This window comes from Pseudomonas paraglycinae, from assembly GCF_021601625.1.
Lineage (GTDB): Bacteria > Pseudomonadota > Gammaproteobacteria > Pseudomonadales > Pseudomonadaceae > Aquipseudomonas > Aquipseudomonas paraglycinae.
This window is the reverse complement of the sequence record NZ_BQHR01000003.1, coordinates 432466-449952: the sequence shown is the minus strand read 5'-3', so window position 1 is coordinate 449952 and position 17487 is coordinate 432466. Positions and strand designations below refer to the sequence as shown.

At 60.0% G+C, this 17487-nt stretch carries 16 protein-coding genes; 13 read left to right on the top strand and 3 right to left on the bottom strand.

The window, feature by feature from the left end; translation table 11 throughout:
* The first annotated feature begins 78 nt into the window (after window positions 1-78).
* The 11 genes from L6D82_RS06645 to L6D82_RS06595 all read left to right on the top strand — a co-directional run bounded on the left by L6D82_RS06645 (window position 79) and on the right by L6D82_RS06595 (window position 14274).
* On the top strand, window positions 79-2877 hold the full coding sequence (locus L6D82_RS06645) for an LPS-assembly protein LptD (RefSeq protein ID WP_236188424.1): 2799 nt from the start codon (window positions 79-81) through the stop codon (window positions 2875-2877).
* Complete coding sequence (locus L6D82_RS06640; protein ID WP_236188423.1) at window positions 2858-4174, top strand: peptidylprolyl isomerase; 1317 nt, start codon at window positions 2858-2860, stop codon at window positions 4172-4174. The genes L6D82_RS06645 and L6D82_RS06640 overlap by 20 nt, the downstream gene beginning before the upstream one ends.
* On the top strand, window positions 4171-5160 hold the full coding sequence (pdxA, locus tag L6D82_RS06635) for a 4-hydroxythreonine-4-phosphate dehydrogenase PdxA (protein WP_236188422.1): 990 nt from the start codon (window positions 4171-4173) through the stop codon (window positions 5158-5160). The genes L6D82_RS06640 and pdxA overlap by 4 nt, the downstream gene beginning before the upstream one ends.
* A complete protein-coding gene (gene rsmA, locus L6D82_RS06630) occupies window positions 5157-5975 on the top strand; it encodes a 16S rRNA (adenine(1518)-N(6)/adenine(1519)-N(6))-dimethyltransferase RsmA (protein ID WP_085746589.1) in 819 nt (272 codons plus the stop codon). The genes pdxA and rsmA overlap by 4 nt, the downstream gene beginning before the upstream one ends.
* 116 nt (window positions 5976-6091) lie before the next feature.
* Window positions 6092-6472, top strand: coding sequence for a Co2+/Mg2+ efflux protein ApaG (apaG, locus tag L6D82_RS06625; RefSeq protein WP_064380341.1), 381 nt, complete (start codon window positions 6092-6094; stop codon window positions 6470-6472).
* The gene (locus tag L6D82_RS06620; RefSeq protein ID WP_102718001.1) at window positions 6472-7353 is read left to right on the top strand and encodes a symmetrical bis(5'-nucleosyl)-tetraphosphatase; all 882 of its coding nucleotides are present in this window, start codon (window positions 6472-6474) and stop codon (window positions 7351-7353) included. The genes apaG and L6D82_RS06620 overlap by 1 nt, the downstream gene beginning before the upstream one ends.
* Before the next feature lie 33 nt (window positions 7354-7386).
* Complete coding sequence (glpE, locus tag L6D82_RS06615; RefSeq protein ID WP_102685688.1) at window positions 7387-7716, top strand: thiosulfate sulfurtransferase GlpE; 330 nt, start codon at window positions 7387-7389, stop codon at window positions 7714-7716.
* Between the two features lie 297 nt (window positions 7717-8013).
* Window positions 8014-9936, top strand: coding sequence for a PrkA family serine protein kinase (locus L6D82_RS06610; RefSeq protein WP_007959909.1), 1923 nt, complete (start codon window positions 8014-8016; stop codon window positions 9934-9936).
* A 205-nt stretch (window positions 9937-10141) separates the two neighbouring features.
* Window positions 10142-11413, top strand: coding sequence for a YeaH/YhbH family protein (locus tag L6D82_RS06605; RefSeq protein WP_007959907.1), 1272 nt, complete (start codon window positions 10142-10144; stop codon window positions 11411-11413).
* Entirely contained in the window at window positions 11410-12981 is a 1572-nt protein-coding gene (locus L6D82_RS06600) for a SpoVR family protein (protein WP_011336213.1), read from the top strand. The genes L6D82_RS06605 and L6D82_RS06600 overlap by 4 nt, the downstream gene beginning before the upstream one ends.
* A 63-nt stretch (window positions 12982-13044) precedes the next feature.
* Window positions 13045-14274, top strand: a complete 1230-nt coding sequence (locus tag L6D82_RS06595; protein WP_085746592.1) for a multifunctional CCA addition/repair protein — start codon at window positions 13045-13047, stop codon at window positions 14272-14274.
* A gap of 39 nt (window positions 14275-14313) precedes the next feature.
* Here L6D82_RS06595 and folK read toward each other — a convergent pair whose 3' ends face one another.
* A complete protein-coding gene (folK, locus tag L6D82_RS06590) occupies window positions 14314-14832 on the bottom strand; it encodes a 2-amino-4-hydroxy-6-hydroxymethyldihydropteridine diphosphokinase (protein WP_039768074.1) in 519 nt (172 codons plus the stop codon).
* Window positions 14823-15179 (bottom strand): dihydroneopterin aldolase, encoded by a 357-nt coding sequence (gene folB, locus L6D82_RS06585; protein WP_011336216.1) that lies wholly within the window; start codon window positions 15177-15179, stop codon window positions 14823-14825. Before folB ends, folK begins: the two co-directional genes overlap by 10 nt.
* A 74-nt stretch (window positions 15180-15253) precedes the next feature.
* Here folB and plsY point away from each other — a divergent pair, with 74 nt between their 5' ends.
* A complete protein-coding gene (gene plsY, locus L6D82_RS06580) occupies window positions 15254-15823 on the top strand; it encodes a glycerol-3-phosphate 1-O-acyltransferase PlsY (RefSeq protein ID WP_007959895.1) in 570 nt (189 codons plus the stop codon).
* A 23-nt stretch (window positions 15824-15846) separates the two neighbouring features.
* Here the strand turns inward: plsY and tsaD are convergent, their stop codons facing one another.
* On the bottom strand, window positions 15847-16872 hold the full coding sequence (gene tsaD, locus L6D82_RS06575) for a tRNA (adenosine(37)-N6)-threonylcarbamoyltransferase complex transferase subunit TsaD (protein ID WP_102685690.1): 1026 nt from the start codon (window positions 16870-16872) through the stop codon (window positions 15847-15849).
* A 199-nt stretch (window positions 16873-17071) separates the two neighbouring features.
* Between tsaD and rpsU the strand changes: the two genes are divergently transcribed.
* Window positions 17072-17287 (top strand): 30S ribosomal protein S21, encoded by a 216-nt coding sequence (rpsU, locus tag L6D82_RS06570; RefSeq protein ID WP_002551877.1) that lies wholly within the window; start codon window positions 17072-17074, stop codon window positions 17285-17287.
* Window positions 17288-17487: the final 200 nt, after the last annotated feature.

Genomic DNA, 17487 nt, shown 5'->3' with positions numbered 1-17487 from the left:
AGCATCTTTTTCAGACCATCGAGAGGCGTGCGGCCCACACCGCGGGCAGATGGCACGCAGGAAGCCCGGACTAATAAGATGGCATTGAAATCCCCCGCGTTTCGTAAAAAATTTCCGTTGTTGGTAACCGGCAGTCTGCTGGCTATGCAACCTCTGGCCAGTTCATTCGTTGTTGCCGCCGAGCAGTATGACTGCGCCGTCTCGGCAACGGGAGGCTGGGCCTGCTCGCCGAAGACGCCGGCCGCTGCCTTGCCGCCGCGTCCCGTGCACGACGGCAGTGCCGTCAGCGCCGCTGGCGAAGCCCCGGCCGAGAGCGGCTCCACTGCGGAGTCCGGGCCCAAGCCGGTACTGGTGACCGAGTCCAAGGGCCGTGGCCTGAAATCCCGTAGCGAAGACTACAGTCACCTCGACTGGGTTCCGCGCGAGAAGCTCACTGCCGCCCAACTGGCCGAGACCGGTCCTTACTGCTCTGGTTCCTATATCGAACCGATTCGTCCTGGCATGAATGACAAGACGAATAAAAGTGACGCCCCGACCTTCATCGGCGCCAAAGCGTCGCGTTACCAGCAGGATTCGCAGGTCGCGAGTCTCGCCGGTGACGTGGTCATGCGTCAGGGCAGCATGCAGGTCGAAGCCGACGAGGCCAACCTGTATCAGGCCGAAAGCCGTGGCGAACTGGCGGGCAACGTGCGCATTCGCGACAACGGTGCACTGATCGTCGGCGACCACGCCGATGTGCAGCTGGACACCGGTGAAGCCAAGGTCGACAACGCCGAATACGTCATGCACAAGTCGCGCATCCGCGGTAACGCGCTGTACGCCAAGCGTGCCGAAAACGCGATCATCCGTCTGAAGGACGGCACGTACACCACGTGCGAACCGAACAGCAACGCCTGGCAGCTCAAGGGCAACAACATCACCCTGAACCCTGCCACCGGCTTCGGTACCGCGACCAACGTGACGCTGCGGGTCAAGGACATTCCTGTCCTGTACACGCCGTACATCTACTTCCCGATCGACGATCGTCGTCAGTCGGGTTTCCTGCCGCCGACCATCGGCACCGGCAGCGACACCGGCTTCATGCTGGTGACCCCGTACTACTTCAACCTGGCACCGAACTACGATGCCACGTTGTATCCGCGCTACATGAGCAAGCGCGGCATGTTGATGGAAGGCGAATTCCGTTACCTGACCAAGTCGAGCGAAGGTCAGTTCGGCGCAGCGTATCTCAACGACGAGGACGACGAGCGCAAGGGCCAGACCGACTACGACAAGACTCGCTACATGTACAACTGGCAGCACAAGGGTGGTCTCGACTCCCGCGTGCTCACCCAGGTGGACTACACCAAGATCAGCGATCCTTATTACTTCCAGGATCTGCAGACCGACCAGATCGGCGTGAAAAGTGCCGACTACGTGAACCAGCAGGGCTCGGTCACCTATCGTGGCGACAGCTATACCGCCCGTTTGAATGCCCAGGCGTATCAGCTGGCAACCGTATCGAACATCACACCGTATGACCGCCTGCCGCAAATCACCTTCAATGGCCAGCTGCCGTATCATCCGGAAGGACTGGATTTCGATTACGAGACCGAGATCGTTCGTTTCGATCGCGATCTGAAAAATGGCGATTTCACGAACGAAGACGGCACAACCGAGCCTCGCCTCGACAACAACGTGTTCGGCCTCGCTCGCGCCAATGGCGACCGTCTGAATCTGAAACCAGGCGTCAGCCTGCCAATGAACTGGACCTATGGTTTCCTGAAACCATCGTTGAAGTACCAGTACACGCAGTATCAACTGGATCTGGACAGCAAAGGCAAGTCGGATATCGCCGCGTTGTCGCCGGAGAACCAGAAACTGTTCGGCAAGTTCGACAGCAACCAGAACCGCGGCGTACCTATCGCCAGCATTGACGGTGGCCTGTACTTCGACCGCAACACATCCTTCTTTGGCAAGAACTATCGTCAGACCCTGGAACCGCGCTTGTTCTACCTCTATGTACCCGAGGTGGACCAGGAAGACATTCCGGTATTCGACACCAGCGAGTACACCTTCAACTACGCGTCGCTGTTCCGTGACAACCGCTTCTCCGGCTCCGACCGTGTCGGCGACGAGAACAAGCTGTCGCTGGGCGTGACCAGTCGCTGGATCGAAGACGACGGCTTCGAACGTCAACGCATCAGTGTCGGCCAGGCGCTGTACTTCAAGGATCGCAAGGTTCAACTTCCGGGTATCGCGTTCAACGATCGCGACGACGCCAAGTCCAGTGTTTCGCCTTATGCACTGGAATACGAATACCGCTGGAACCGCGACTGGCGCACCACTGCCGACTACAACTGGGATCCGGACAGCCACAGCCCGCGTTCCGGCAGCGCGATGTTCCATTACCAGCCTGAAGACAACCCGAACAAGGTGGTCAACGTCGGCTACCGCTATCGCAACGACCAGGTTCGTTACGACCAGAACACCGGCAAGTGGTCGGTGGGCGGCGGTGACTACGGCACGCCGGGTCAACCTGGCTACGTGAAGGACTACTACAAGATCCAGCAGCATGACTTCTCGGTCATCTGGCCAATCGTTCCACAATGGAGCGCCATCAGCCGCTGGCAGTACGACTACAACCGCAACCGTACACTGGAAGCCTTCGGTGGTTTCGAGTACGACAACTGCTGCTGGAAACTGCGCCTGATCAACCGTTACTGGGTTTCCTACGACGAATTCAGTCAGGAAGCTCCGCAAAACGAAAAAGGCGACCACGGCGTCTTCCTCCAAATTGTTCTGAAGGGACTCGGCGGCCTCACCGGCGCCAAGGTAGAGAGCTTCCTCGACAAAGGCATCCAAGGTTATCGTCAACGTGAAGACCAAGCTTTCTGATTGTCTGCGCCCGCTGATGCTGGGCGCGCTGTTCCTGGGTACCGCGGCCAACGCCGCGGTGCAGTCCATCGATAAAGTGGTGGCCATCGTCGACAACGACGTAGTCATGCAGAGCCAGCTGGATCAACGCGTCCACGAAGTTCAGCAAACCATCGCCAAGCGTGGCGGCGGTTTACCACCTCCGGGCGTGCTGGACCAACAGGTGCTCGAGCGCCTGATCGTCGAAAACCTGCAACTGCAGATCGGCGAGCGTTCCGGTATCCGCATCACCGATGAGGAACTGAACCAGGCTGTGGGCACCATTGCCCAGCGCAACAACATGACCCCGGAGCAGTTCCGCATTGCCCTGTCCCGTGACGGCCTCTCCTATGAAGACGCTCGCGAGCAGATCCGCCGCGAAATGATCATCAGCCGTGTACGCCAGCGCCGTGTGGCCGAACGCATCCAGGTATCGGAACAGGAAGTGAAGAACTTCCTCGCCTCCGACCTGGGCAAGATGCAACTGTCCGAAGAACTGCACCTGGCCAACATCCTGATTCCGACCCCGGAAAGCGCGAACTCCGAAGCAATTCAGAGTGCCGCACGCAAGGCGATGGACGTTTACCAGCAGCTCAAGCAAGGTGCTGACTTCGGCCAGATGGCCGTGGCCAACTCCGCCAGTGACAACGCGCTGGAAGGCGGCGATATGGGCTGGCGTAAAGCCGCTCAACTGCCACCGCCGTTCGACCGTGAACTGAGCCGCATGGCGACTGGCGAAATCACTCAACCGGCACGCACTCCGGGTGGTTTCATCATCCTGAAGCTGCTGGAAAAACGTGGTGGCGAAAGCCAGATGCGTGACGAAGTGCATGTGCGCCATATTCTGGTCAAGCCAAGTCCGGTTCGCGACGAAGCCAAGACCAAGGAGCTGGCCCAATCGCTCTACAACCGCATCGAAGCCGGTGAAGATTTCGCCGAACTGGCCAAGAAGTATTCGGAAGACCCGGGTTCTGCCCTCAACGGCGGCGACCTGAACTGGATCGACCCGAACGCACTGGTACCGGAATTCCGCGCCGTGATGGCCAAGGCCCCACAAGGCCAGCTGTCCAAGCCGTTCCAGACCCAGTACGGCTGGCACGTTCTGGAAGTCCTTGGCCGTCGCGCCACCGATAGCACCGAACAGGCCCGTGAGCAGCAAGCGATGACCGTACTGCGTAACCGCAAATACGACGAAGAGCTGCAAACCTGGCTGCGTCAGATCCGTGACGAAGCGTACGTAGAGATCAAACTCCCTGGTGCAGACCAGGCAGCGCAGTGAAACCCAAGCGTTTCGCGCTGACACCCGGCGAACCGGCCGGCATCGGTCCCGACCTGTGCCTGCTGCTCGCTTCGCAAGCCCAGCCACACCCCCTGATTGCCATCACCAGCCGCGACCTGCTCCAAGAGCGGGCCGCGCAGCTGGGGCTGGCCGTCAGCTTGCTGGAAGTGGCGCCTGACCACTGGCCGGACGCACCGGCGCCCGCCAACAGCCTGTACGTCTGGGACACCCCGCTCAGCGCCCCCGTGGTCGCCGGGCAACTGGACAAGGCCAACGCCGCATTCGTCCTCGAAACCCTGACCCGCGCCGGCAACGGCTGCCTGAACGGCGACTTCGCCGGAATGATCACCGCCCCGGTGCACAAAGGCGTGATCAACGAATCGGGCATCGCGTTTTCCGGCCACACCGAATTTCTCGCCGACCTGACCCACACCGCCCAAGTGGTAATGATGCTCGCGACCCGCGGTTTGCGCGTGGCGCTGGTCACCACTCACCTGCCCTTGCGCGACATCGCCGATGCGATCACGCCCGAGCGGCTGGAGCGGGTCACGCGGATTCTGCACACCGATCTGCAACAAAAATTCGGCATCGTCCAACCGCGTATCCTGGTCTGCGGGCTCAACCCGCACGCCGGTGAAGGCGGACACCTGGGCCATGAAGAAATCGACATCATCGAACCCACATTGGAGCGCCTGCGCGGCGAGGGCATGGACCTTCGTGGCCCGCTGCCTGCCGACACTCTGTTTACCCCCAAATATCTGGAGCACTGCGACGCAGTGCTGGCGATGTACCACGACCAGGGCCTGCCCGTACTGAAATACAAAGGCTTCGGCGCCGCGGTCAACGTGACCCTGGGCCTGCCGATCATCCGCACGTCGGTCGACCATGGCACCGCCCTGGATCTGGCCGGCAGCGGCAAGATCGACACCGGCAGCCTGAAAGTCGCCCTGGAAACCGCCTACCAGATGGCCGAGACCCGTTTATGACCGAGCAATACCAACACAAGGCGCGCAAACGCTTTGGCCAGAACTTCCTGCACGATGCCGGCGTCATCGACCGCATCCTGCGCTCCATCAGCGCCAAGGCCGGCGACCGCATGCTGGAAATCGGCCCGGGCCAGGGCGCATTGACTGCCGGCATCCTCAACTCCGGCGCACAGCTGGACGTGGTGGAGCTGGACAAGGATCTGATCCCGATCCTCAACCAGCAGTTTGCCAACAAGAGCAATTTCAACCTGCATCAGGGCGATGCGCTGAAGTTCGATTTCAACAGCCTGAACGCTGCGCCGAACAGCCTGCGCGTGGTCGGCAACCTGCCGTACAACATCTCCACACCGCTGATTTTCCACCTGCTGAACAACGCCGGCATCATCCGCGACATGCACTTCATGCTGCAGAAGGAAGTGGTCGAGCGTCTGGCCGCAGGTCCGGGTGGCGGTGACTGGGGCCGTCTGTCGATCATGGTTCAGTACCATTGCCGGGTCGAGCATCTGTTCAACGTCGGCCCGGGCGCATTCAATCCGCCGCCGAAAGTCGACTCGGCGATCGTCCGCCTGGTACCGCACGCCGTACTGCCGCATCCGGCCAAGGATCATCGCCTGCTCGAGCGGGTGGTGCGTGAAGCCTTCAACCAGCGTCGCAAGACCCTGCGCAACACCCTCAAGCAGTTGCTGAGCAACGCCGAAATCGAAGCCGCCGGCGTCGATGGCAGCCTGCGACCGGAGCAACTCGATCTGGCCGCGTTCGTGCGCTTGGCCGACAAGCTCGCCGAACAGCCGGCAAAGGCGCCTGAAGCCGACTGACCGGCAATGATCGCTATCGGGCGGGACGCCAACTCTGGTCTACTGCCCGATACTTGCCTAGACTGAATCCCAATCAGCTACGCCCCGCGTCCCGCTTCGTTTTTAAGGCCTTTTGCATGTCCGATCCTCGCTACCAGGTCGATGTCAGTGTCGTTACCCACTATCTGGCAGACCAATCGCAACCCGAGCACGAGCGCTTTGCCTTCGCCTACACCATCACCGTGCAGAACAATGGCGAGCAACCGGCCCGCCTGATGTCGCGCCACTGGGTGATCACCGATGGCGACGGGCATGTCGAAGAAGTGCGCGGCGCCGGCGTGGTCGGCCAGCAACCGTTGATCGGCGCCGGTAAAAGCCACACCTACAGCAGTGGCACGGTGATGACCACCAAGGTCGGTACCATGCAGGGCACTTACGAAATGGTCGCCGACGACGGCAAGCATTTCGATGCGATCATCAAGCCCTTCCGCCTCGCCGTTCCCGGAGCCCTGCACTGATGGCGACCTATGCCGTCGGCGACCTGCAAGGCTGCCTCGAACCGCTCAAATGCCTGCTCAAGCAGGTGGCGTTCGACCCGGCTCTGGATCGCCTGTGGCTGGTGGGTGATCTGGTCAACCGAGGCCCCCAATCGCTGGAAACCCTGCGCTTCCTTTATGGCATGCGCGACTCGCTGGTCTGCGTACTCGGTAATCACGACCTGCACTTGCTGGCAGCGGCGAAGAACATCGAGCGCATGAAGAAGTCCGACACGCTGCGTGAAATCCTTGAAGCGCCGGACTGCGCCGAACTGATGGAATGGTTGCGCCAGCAGAAACTCATGCACTACGACGAACAACGCGAAGTGGCCATGGTGCACGCGGGTATCCCGCCGCAATGGTCGCTGCGCAAGGCGCTCAAGTACGCTGAAGAAGTCGAGACCGCGCTGCGTGACGACAACCTGCTTCCACCCTTTCTCGACGGCATGTACGGTAACGAGCCGGCGAAATGGGACAGCGACCTCAAAGGCGTGACACGCCTGCGAGTCATCACCAATTACTTCACCCGCATGCGTTTCTGCACCGCCGAAGGCAAGCTCGACCTCAAGAGCAAGGAAGGCCTCGACACCGCGCCGCCGGGCTACAAGCCCTGGTTCCAGCACAAGGAACGCAAGACCCGTGGTCTGCGGATCATTTTCGGTCACTGGGCGGCACTGGAAGGCAACGTTCACGAGCCCGGCATCTCGGCCCTCGACACCGGTTGCGTATGGGGCGGCAGCCTGACCCTGATGAACGTCGACAGCGGCGAACGCCTGTCATGCAAATGCGACGAGCATGGGGCCGTACTGCCCAGCGTCGCGCCACTGATCACCGAATCTTCTCCCGTCAGCGCCCCGCGCTAGACTGCGTTTTCAGCCGAGCCACAGGAGCCCGCCATGAGCGAATTCAAACGTATCCCCCCGGAACAGGCCCAGGCCCTGCGCGAGCAAGGTGCTGTGGTCGTCGACGTCCGTGACCCGGCAACATTTGCCGCACTGCACATCAGCGGCTCGAAGCATCTGGATAATCATTCCCTCCATGCTTTCATCCAGGGCGCCGACCTCGATGCACCCACCGTCGTGGTCTGCTACCACGGCAACTCGAGCCAGGGTGCTGCGGCGTACCTCGTGAGCCAAGGCTTCTCCAACGTCTACAGCATGGACGGCGGCTTCGAACTGTGGCGTACGACTTTTCCTGCGGAAACCGCGCAAGGCACCTCCGAATAATTTTTTTGTAACGTGCAGGCCCCGGCTCCCGCGGGCTTGCGCGGTGGCAGACGAACGGTCTGCCACAACTAATTACGTATCTCGCCTTTACCTCCCGAATTCCCAACTATCCTTAAGCCCAGGCCATCCAAAACAGGGGAGAGCCGGTACACCGGCGCACGGGTCATCGGGAGTGACTTTCGCGATTGTCGATCGCGAAAGTGTTCTGGGGGGTAAACAACAGCTGCCATCGCAGCTGCTTGCCAGCATCGACTGAGTGATCCGGCGTCGGCTCCACGTATCGAGCGAGGTGACGTCATGAGTATCTTTAGCCACTTCCAACAACGCTTCGAGTCCACACGCCAGGAAGAATTCTCCCTGCAGGAGTACCTGGAACTGTGCAAAAAGGATCGCAGTGCCTACGTTTCCGCCGCCGAGCGTCTATTGCTGGCCATCGGCGAACCGGAACTGCTCGACACCTCGACCAACTCGAGACTGTCGCGCATCTTTTCCAACAAGGTGATCCGTCGCTATCCGGCCTTTGAAGACTTCCACGGCATGGAAGAATGCATCGACCAGATCGTGTCGTATTTCCGTCATGCCGCTCAGGGCCTGGAAGAGAAGAAACAGATCCTTTATCTGCTCGGCCCTGTCGGCGGCGGCAAGTCGTCCCTGGCCGAGAAGCTGAAACAGCTCATCGAAAAAGTGCCCTTCTATGCGATCAAGGGCTCGCCGGTATTCGAATCGCCACTGGGTCTGTTCAACGCCACCGAAGATGGCGCGATCCTCGAAGAAGACTTCGGCATTCCACGGCGCTACCTGAACACCATCATGTCGCCATGGGCCACCAAGCGCCTGGCCGAATTCGGCGGCGACATCAGCCAGTTCCGTGTGGTCAAACTGTACCCGTCGATCCTCAACCAGATCGCCGTGGCCAAGACCGAACCGGGTGACGAAAACAACCAGGACATCTCCGCGCTGGTGGGCAAGGTCGATATCCGCAAACTCGAAGAATTCCCGCAGAACGACGCCGACGCCTACAGCTACTCCGGTGCGCTGTGCCGGGCCAACCAGGGCCTGATGGAATTCGTCGAGATGTTCAAGGCACCGATCAAGGTGCTCCACCCATTGCTGACCGCCACCCAGGAAGGCAACTACAACAGTACCGAAGGCCTTGGCGCGATTCCGTTCACCGGGATCCTGCTGGCCCACTCCAACGAATCGGAGTGGCACACCTTCCGCAACAACAAGAACAACGAAGCCTTCATCGACCGGATCTACATCGTCAAGGTGCCGTACTGCCTGCGTGTGAGTGACGAGGTGAAGATCTACGACAAGTTGCTGTTCAACAGCTCCCTGGCTAAGGCGCATTGCGCGCCGGACACCTTGAAGATGCTGGCGCAGTTCACCGTGCTGTCACGCCTGAAAGAGCCGGAAAACTCCAACATCTACTCCAAGATGCGGGTGTATGACGGCGAAAACCTCAAGGACACCGATCCGAAGGCCAAGTCGATCCAGGAATACCGCGATGCAGCGGGCGTCGACGAAGGCATGAACGGTCTGTCGACCCGGTTCGCGTTCAAGATCCTGTCCAAGGTCTTCAACTTCGATCCCCATGAAATCGCCGCCAACCCGGTACACCTGCTCTACGTGCTGGAACAGCAGATCGAACAGGAACAGTTCCAGGCCGAGACCCGGGAACGCTATCTGCGCTACCTGAAAGAGTACCTGGCACCGCGTTATATCGAATTCATCGGCAAGGAGATCCAGACCGCCTACCTCGAGTCTTACAGCGAGTACGGCCAGAACATCTTCGACCGCTACGTGCTGTATGCGGACTTCTGGATTCAGGATCAGGAATACCGCGATCCGGAAACCGGCGAGATCCTCAACCGCGTCGCCCTCAACGAGGAGCTGGAAAAAATCGAGAAACCGGCCGGCATCAGCAATCCGAAGGATTTCCGAAACGAAATCGTCAACTTCGTGCTGCGCGCCCGGGCCAACAACAACGGCAAGAACCCGACCTGGCTCAGCTACGAAAAACTGCGGGTGGTCATCGAGAAGAAAATGTTCTCGAACACCGAAGACCTGCTGCCAGTCATCAGCTTCAACGCCAAGGCCAGCAAAGAGGATCAACAGAAGCACAACGACTTCGTTACACGAATGGTCGAACGCGGCTACACCGACAAACAGGTACGACTGCTCTCCGAGTGGTACCTGCGGGTCAGAAAATCACAGTAAACCGCGGCCGGTCAGACCGGTTGTCGTCAGCCCGAGGCCTGTGCCTGCATTTTCTGCTACACAGGCCTCTGGAAGGTGTTCGAAAGGCGGTAGCGAGGTTCAGGCAGCACCCAAAGCGCTTGGGGGAGCGTGTACGTCCCTTGGCATTCGGTTCAATGCTGCATGACCGCTCGCCCCTTTGCAGGACAGCTTCTAAGGAGCAGTCATGAGCTATGTGATCGACCGACGTCTCAATGGCAAGAACAAGAGCACGGTGAACCGTCAGCGCTTCCTGCGGCGTTACCGTGACCACATCAAGAAGGCTGTCGAAGAGGCGGTCAGCCGGCGTTCCATCACCGATATGGAACACGGCGAGCAGATCAGCATTCCCGGTCGCGATATCGACGAACCGGTGCTTCACCATGGTCGCGGCGGCAAGCAGACCGTGGTTCACCCCGGCAACAAGGAATTCACCGCTGGCGAACACATCGCCCGTCCGCCGGGAGGCGGCGGAGGCCGAGGGCCGGGCAAGGCCGGCAACTCCGGCGAAGGCATGGACGAGTTCGTCTTCCAGATCACCCAGGAAGAATTCCTCGAATTCATGTTCGAGGACCTCGAACTGCCCAACCTGGTCAAGCGCAACCTGACCGGCACCGACACCTTCAAGACCGTACGTGCGGGGATCAGCAACGAGGGCAACCCGTCGCGGATCAACATCATCCGTACCCTGCGTTCGGCCCACGCCCGGCGCATCGCGCTCTCGGGCAGCAGCCGTGCCAAACTGCGCGAGGTCAAAGAGGAACTGGCGCGACTCAAACGCGAAGAACCCGACAACTTCGGCGACATTCAGGATCTCGAGGCAGAAATCGAGAAACTCAGTGCGCGCATCCATCGGGTGCCGTTCCTCGACACCTTCGACCTCAAGTACAACCTGCTGATCAAGCAGCCAAACCCCAGCTCGAAAGCCGTGATGTTCTGCCTGATGGACGTTTCCGGCTCCATGACCCAGGCGACCAAGGACATCGCCAAACGGTTTTTCATCCTGTTGTACCTGTTCCTCAAGCGGAACTACGACAAGATCGACGTGGTGTTCATCCGCCACCACACCAGCGCCCGCGAAGTGGACGAAGAGGAGTTTTTCTATTCCCGCGAGACCGGCGGCACCATCGTTTCCAGCGCCCTGAAACTGATGCAGGAGATCATGGCCGAGCGCTATCCGAGCAATGAATGGAACATCTACGCCGCGCAGGCTTCCGACGGCGACAACTGGAACGACGATTCGCCGATCTGCCGCGACATCCTGATCAACCAGATCATGCCGTTCGTGCAGTACTACACTTACGTGGAGATCACCCCGCGCGAACATCAGGCCTTGTGGTACGAGTACGAACGCATCGCCGAAGCCTTTTCCGACACTTTTGCCCAGCAGCAACTGGTCTCGGCCGGGGATATCTATCCGGTCTTCCGTGAACTCTTCCAGCGCAGGTTAGTGACATGACCGCCAAGACCGCCAAAGAGCAGAAGCGCCAACCCATTTCCACAGGCTCGGAATGGACTTTCGAGCTGATCCAGACGTACGACCGTGAAATCGCCCGTATCGCGGCCCGTTATGCTTTGGATACCTACCCCAACCAGATCGAAGTGATTACCGCCGAGCAGATGATGGACGCCTACGCTTCGGTCGGCATGCCGCTGGGCTATCACCATTGGTCCTACGGCAAGCACTTCCTCAGCACCGAGAAATCCTACAGCCGCGGGCAGATGGGGCTGGCGTACGAGATCGTGATCAACTCGGACCCGTGCATCGCGTACCTGATGGAAGAAAACACCATCTGCATGCAGGCACTGGTGGTCGCGCACGCGTGCTATGGCCACAACAGCTTCTTCAAGGGCAACTACCTGTTCCGCACCTGGACCGACGCCAGTTCGATCATCGATTACCTGGTGTTCGCCAAGCAGTACATCATGCAGTGCGAGGAGCGCCACGGGATTGATGCCGTGGAGGATCTGCTCGATTCCTGCCACGCCCTGATGAACTACGGTGTCGACCGCTACAAACGTCCGTACCCGATTTCCGCCGAGGAAGAGCGGCGTCGGCAGAAGGATCGCGAAGAACATCTGCAGAAACAGATCAACGACCTGTGGCGCACCATTCCCAAAGGCGCGGACAAGTACAGCGACAAGGACAACGCGCGCTTCCCGGCCGAACCGCAGGAAAACATCCTGTATTTCATTGAGAAACACGCCCCGCTGCTGGAACCCTGGCAGCGCGAGATCGTGCGGATCGTGCGCAAGATCGCCCAGTATTTCTATCCACAGCGCCAGACCCAGGTGATGAACGAAGGCTGGGCGACGTTCTGGCACTACACGCTGATGAACGACCTGTACGACGAAGGCCTGGTGACCGACGGCTTCATGATGGAGTTCCTGACGTCCCACACCAGCGTGGTGTTCCAGCCGGGGTTCGACAGCCCTTATTACAACGGCATCAACCCGTATGCGTTGGGTTTTGCGATGTATCGCGACATCAGGCGCATGTGCGAAGAGCCTACGGAAGAAGACCGCCGCTGGTTCCCGGAAATCGCCGGCAGCGACTGGCTGTCGACCATCAAGTTCGCCATGAGCAGCTTCAAGGATGAGAGCTTCATCCTGCAGTACCTGTCACCCAAGGTGATCCGCGACCTGAAACTGTTCAGCATTCTCGATGACGACCAGAAGGACGATCTGCTGGTGCCTGCGATCCATGACGAGGGCGGCTACAGGATCATTCGCGAAACGCTCGCAGCGCAATACAACCTCGGCAATCGCGAACCGAACGTGCAGATCTACAGCATCGACCGCCGCGGCGACCGCTCGCTGACTCTTCGCCACCAGCAACACGACCGCAAACCGCTGGGCGATTCCACCGAGGAGGTCCTGAAACACCTGCACCGGTTGTGGGGCTTCGACATTCATCTGGAAACCCTGCAAGGCGACCAGATCATGAAGACCCATCACGTTCCGCCTCGTAGCGAACACAGTGAGGGGGATTACGGTCGACTCGACCTGGCCGTCATTCATCTTTGATCCCGTTGAAACCTCCGAAAGTCCGGCGCAAGGGTTATCCTGTCGGGCCAACGGAGGTTTTTTATGCAGATTTACAAGGTCGGCGGTGCGGTACGTGATCGCCTGCTGGGCAACCCGGTCACCGATATCGATTGGGTGGTGGTCGGCGCGACCACAGAAGAAATGCTCGCCAAGGGGTTTCGCCCGGTCGGCGCGGACTTCCCGGTTTTTCTTCACCCGAAAAGCGGCGAGGAGTACGCCCTCGCCCGCACCGAGCGCAAGAGCGGTCGCGGTTATGGTGGTTTCACCTTTCACGCCAGCCCCGAGGTCACACTTGAAGAAGACCTGATCCGCCGTGACCTTACGATCAACGCCATGGCTGAGGATGATCAGCAAAATCTGACCGACCCCTACCACGGCCAGCGCGATCTCGAAGAACGGATTCTGCGCCACGTTTCCCCCGCGTTTGCCGAAGATCCGCTCAGGGTTCTGCGCGTTGCGCGCTTTGCTGCCCGCTACGCGGAGCTTGGTTTCAAGGTGGCGCCCGAGACATTGGAGCTGATGCGTCAGCTCAGCGAATCGGGTGAGCTGGAAGCCCTTACGGCCGAACGCAGCTGGAAGGAGATTTCCCGCGCACTGATGGAAGATCAGCCCCAGGTTTTCATTCAGGTGCTGCGCGATTGCGGCGCCCTGAAGGTGCTGATGCCAGAGGTCGATGCCTTGTTCGGCGTGCCGCAACCGGAAGCCCATCACCCGGAAATCGACAGCGGCATCCACACCCTGAGCGTGCTTGAGCAGTCAGCCCTGCACAAGCAGCCGCTGACCGTGCGCTGGGCCTGCCTGCTGCACGACCTCGGCAAAGGCCTGACTCCAGAGGAGGAATGGCCACGACACATCGCCCATGAGCACAAAGGCCTGAAGTTGATCAAAGCGGTCAACGAGCGCTTCAAGGCACCGAAGGACTGTCAGGAACTGGCCTTGCTGGTCGGCCAATATCACACCCACGGACATCGCGCTCTGGAGCTGAAGGCTTCGACCTTGCTCGAGTTGCTGCAAAGCTTTGACGTTTACCGTCGGCCGCAGCGTTTCGAAGAATTCATCGTCGCGTGCGAGATGGATGCTCGAGGCCGCAAAGGGCTTGAGCAGCGCAGTTATCCACAGGCGGATTACCTGCGCGGCGCGGCCAATGTGGCGCGCGGCGTGGCAGTGCAGCCGTTGCTGGAGAAGGGATTCAAAGGCCCGGAACTGGGCGAGGCACTCAAGCGCGAACGGCTCAAGGCGCTGAAGGTTTACAAGGAATCGGCGGCGTCCTGAAAACATTTGATCCGCCCTCGCCAGGGCGGATCAAACCGTTCAAGCCAGACCTGAAGGCGTGAGCTGAGTACCGCGCCATTCAAATCCGACCGGTGCCAGCACCTGATCGATCTGCGCTTCAGCCCACAATGTGGCAAAGCTTTTTCCTACACCGGGATGTACCCGATCCGGCGCAATCAAAGACAGCGGCCACAGCACAAAGGCATTTTTCAGGATTTCCGCCCGGGGCAGGATCAGCCCGTCGAAGTTGCCGGCCAGATCGCCGTACAGCAACACGTCGATATCCAGCGGCAAGCCCTTGCGATCCGGCGCATAGCGACCGTTGTCCGCTTCAATGAACTTCAAGCGGCGATCCAGCTCGATCAACGGCAGATCGGTGAACGCCGACACCACGAAGTTGAAGAACGGCCCGCTCTTGATTCCCACCGGCTGGCTTTCGAACACAGGCGAACAGCGTATATCCACCAGAAACGTGGACAAGGCATCCAGACCGGCCTGCAAATGGGTTTCGCGCTCGATATTGCTACCGAGCCCGAGATAGATCTGGGTCAGCGGCATCCGCGCTCGATCTCCACACCCACACCACCCTTGGCGGCCGGTACGGCACCTGGCTTGGTCAGCTTCAGGCGCACCCAGGTGATCTTGAATTCATTCATCAGCACTTCAACCAGACGTTCGGCGAAGGTCTCGACCAGTTGATACTGGGATTGCTCGGCAAAGGCCTGGATTCGTGTGGACACACTGGCGTAATCGAGCGCCAGGGTCAGGTCGTCACCGGCGGCGGCCGGGCGATTGTCCCAGGCGAAGCTCAAATCAAGACGCAGGCACTGTCGGATGCCGCGCTCCCAGTCGTAGGCACCGATCACGGTGTCGACTTCCAGGCCCTCGATAAACACTCTGTCCAAGCACTTTTCTCCGCTGCACGACAAGGGCGCAATGCGCCGTTAGAATCAGGGCGTCCTCGCCCGGAATAGTTAGCATGTTTTGGTTACTGGCGATCCTCGCCTACCTGCTCGGCTCTCTGTCCTTCGCCATTTTGCTCAGCCGCCTGACCGGAAATCCGGATCCGCGAATGAGTGGCTCGGGTAATGCCGGCGCCACCAACATGCTGCGCCTGGCCGGACGCAAACTCGCGATCCTGACCCTGCTGGGTGATCTGTGCAAAGGTCTGTTGCCGGTGCTGATCGCTTCGGCAATGGGCCTTTCGCTGCAGGATCAGGCGTGGATCGGCGTCTGCGCCGTGATCGGTCACCTGTTCCCGTTGTACTTCCGCTTTCGCGGTGGCAAGGGCGTTGCCACGGCGGCCGGCATGCTGCTGGGCCTGTATCCACCCGCTGCGCTGCTGGCCGTGTGCGCCTGGCTGCTGACGTTCTACCTGACCCGCACCAGCTCGCTGGCAGCGTTGATCGCCACTCCGCTGACCCTACCGTTGCTGGCATGGCAGGAACCGGCAGCGCTGTTGCCGATGAGCACGCTGACACTGCTGATCGTCTGGCGCCACCGGGGCAATCTACGCGACCTGTTCGCCGGGCGCGAACGGCATTTTTAAATACCGCACGTGAGCGCCACTCATCACAGCGCCGACAACTGCTCCATCGGCCAGCGCGCCTGCACGCTGATCGCCAGACTCTCCTGCTGACCAGCCTGCAAACGCTGGCAACCGGCAAACGCGATCATCGCGCCGTTATCGGTGCAAAACTCGGGACGGGCATAGAACACATCGCCCTTCATGTCGCCGAGCATCTTCTCCAGCGAAACACGCAGCGCCTTGTTGGCACTGACGCCGCCGGCGATCACCAGACGCTTCATGCCGGCCTGCTTGAGGGCGCGCTTGCACTTGATGGTCAAAGTCTCCACCACGGCCTGCTGGAACGCCAGCGCGATGTCGCAACGGGCTTGCTCGCTGTCGTCCCCGGCGCTGACGCACTGCTGCCAGGTGTTGAGAGCGAAGGTCTTCAGGCCGCTGAAACTGAAATCCAGGCCCGGGCGATCACACATCGGACGCGGGAAGGTGAAACGTCCTGCGACGCCCTTCTCTGCCAGCTTGGCGATTTCCGGTCCGCCCGGGTAATTCAGGCCCATCATTTTTGCAGTCTTGTCGAAAGCTTCGCCCGCGGCATCGTCCAGCGTCTCGCCGAGCAGGCTGTATTGGCCGATGCCATCGACCTGAACCAGCTGCGTATGACCACCGGAGACCAACAAAGCGACGAACGGGAATTCCGGCGGTTTTGGCTCCAGCATCGGCGCCAGCAAATGGCCTTCCATGTGATGCACGCCGAGCGCCGGGATGCCCCAGGCAAACGCCAGCGCCTGGGCGCATGAGGCCCCCACCAGCAGCGCCCCGACCAGGCCGGGACCCGCGGTGTAGGCGATGGCGTCGATCTCGGTCGGCACGCAGCCGGCTTCGGCCAGCACCTGACGGATCAAAGGCAGCATGCGCTTGACGTGATCGCGCGAGGCCAGCTCCGGTACCACGCCGCCATAGACGCGGTGCAGGTCGATCTGACTGAACAACGCGTCGGCCAGCAGGCCGCGCTCACTGTCGTATAAAGCGACGCCGGTTTCGTCGCAGGAAGTTTCTAATCCCAGTACTAGCATGGGTTTGCGCCTTGTTTAGGCTGAATTCGAAGGCGCGCATAATAGTCGCCGCGTGATGCCCCGACCAGCGGTTTTCGATCAGAGGCTTTGCATTCCGAGCGATGAGGGGTTAACATCCGCAACCCTTAAAAACCGACGTCTTCAAGTGCTCTTTTGCCGCGAGGATGTTGACCCCGGTAATGAATGAAGGTAGCTCTGGATGCCAGCCGTCAAAGTTAAAGAGAACGAACCCTTCGACGTAGCTCTGCGTCGTTTCAAGCGCTCCTGCGAAAAAGCCGGTGTACTGGCTGAAGTTCGTAGCCGCGAATTTTACGAGAAGCCAACTTCTGAGCGTAAGCGCAAGGCAGCTGCTGCTGTTAAGCGTCACGCCAAGAAAGTTCAGCGCGAACAGCGCCGCGCCGTTCGTCTGTACTAATACACAGACGATCGTAGCAAGCTTCTGCCAAGCCCGGCCCTCAGCCGGGCTAATGGCATTTGCGTAAAACGCTTGATGCTTCACCGTCGAAGCCGCAGATGCGACCGAGACAAACCCGCTTCACCGCGTCAGGCCTGGCTCTTTTGCCAGCGGTGCACGTCTTTTCTGACGAGCCTTTCAAGGCTACTGACGAGCACACC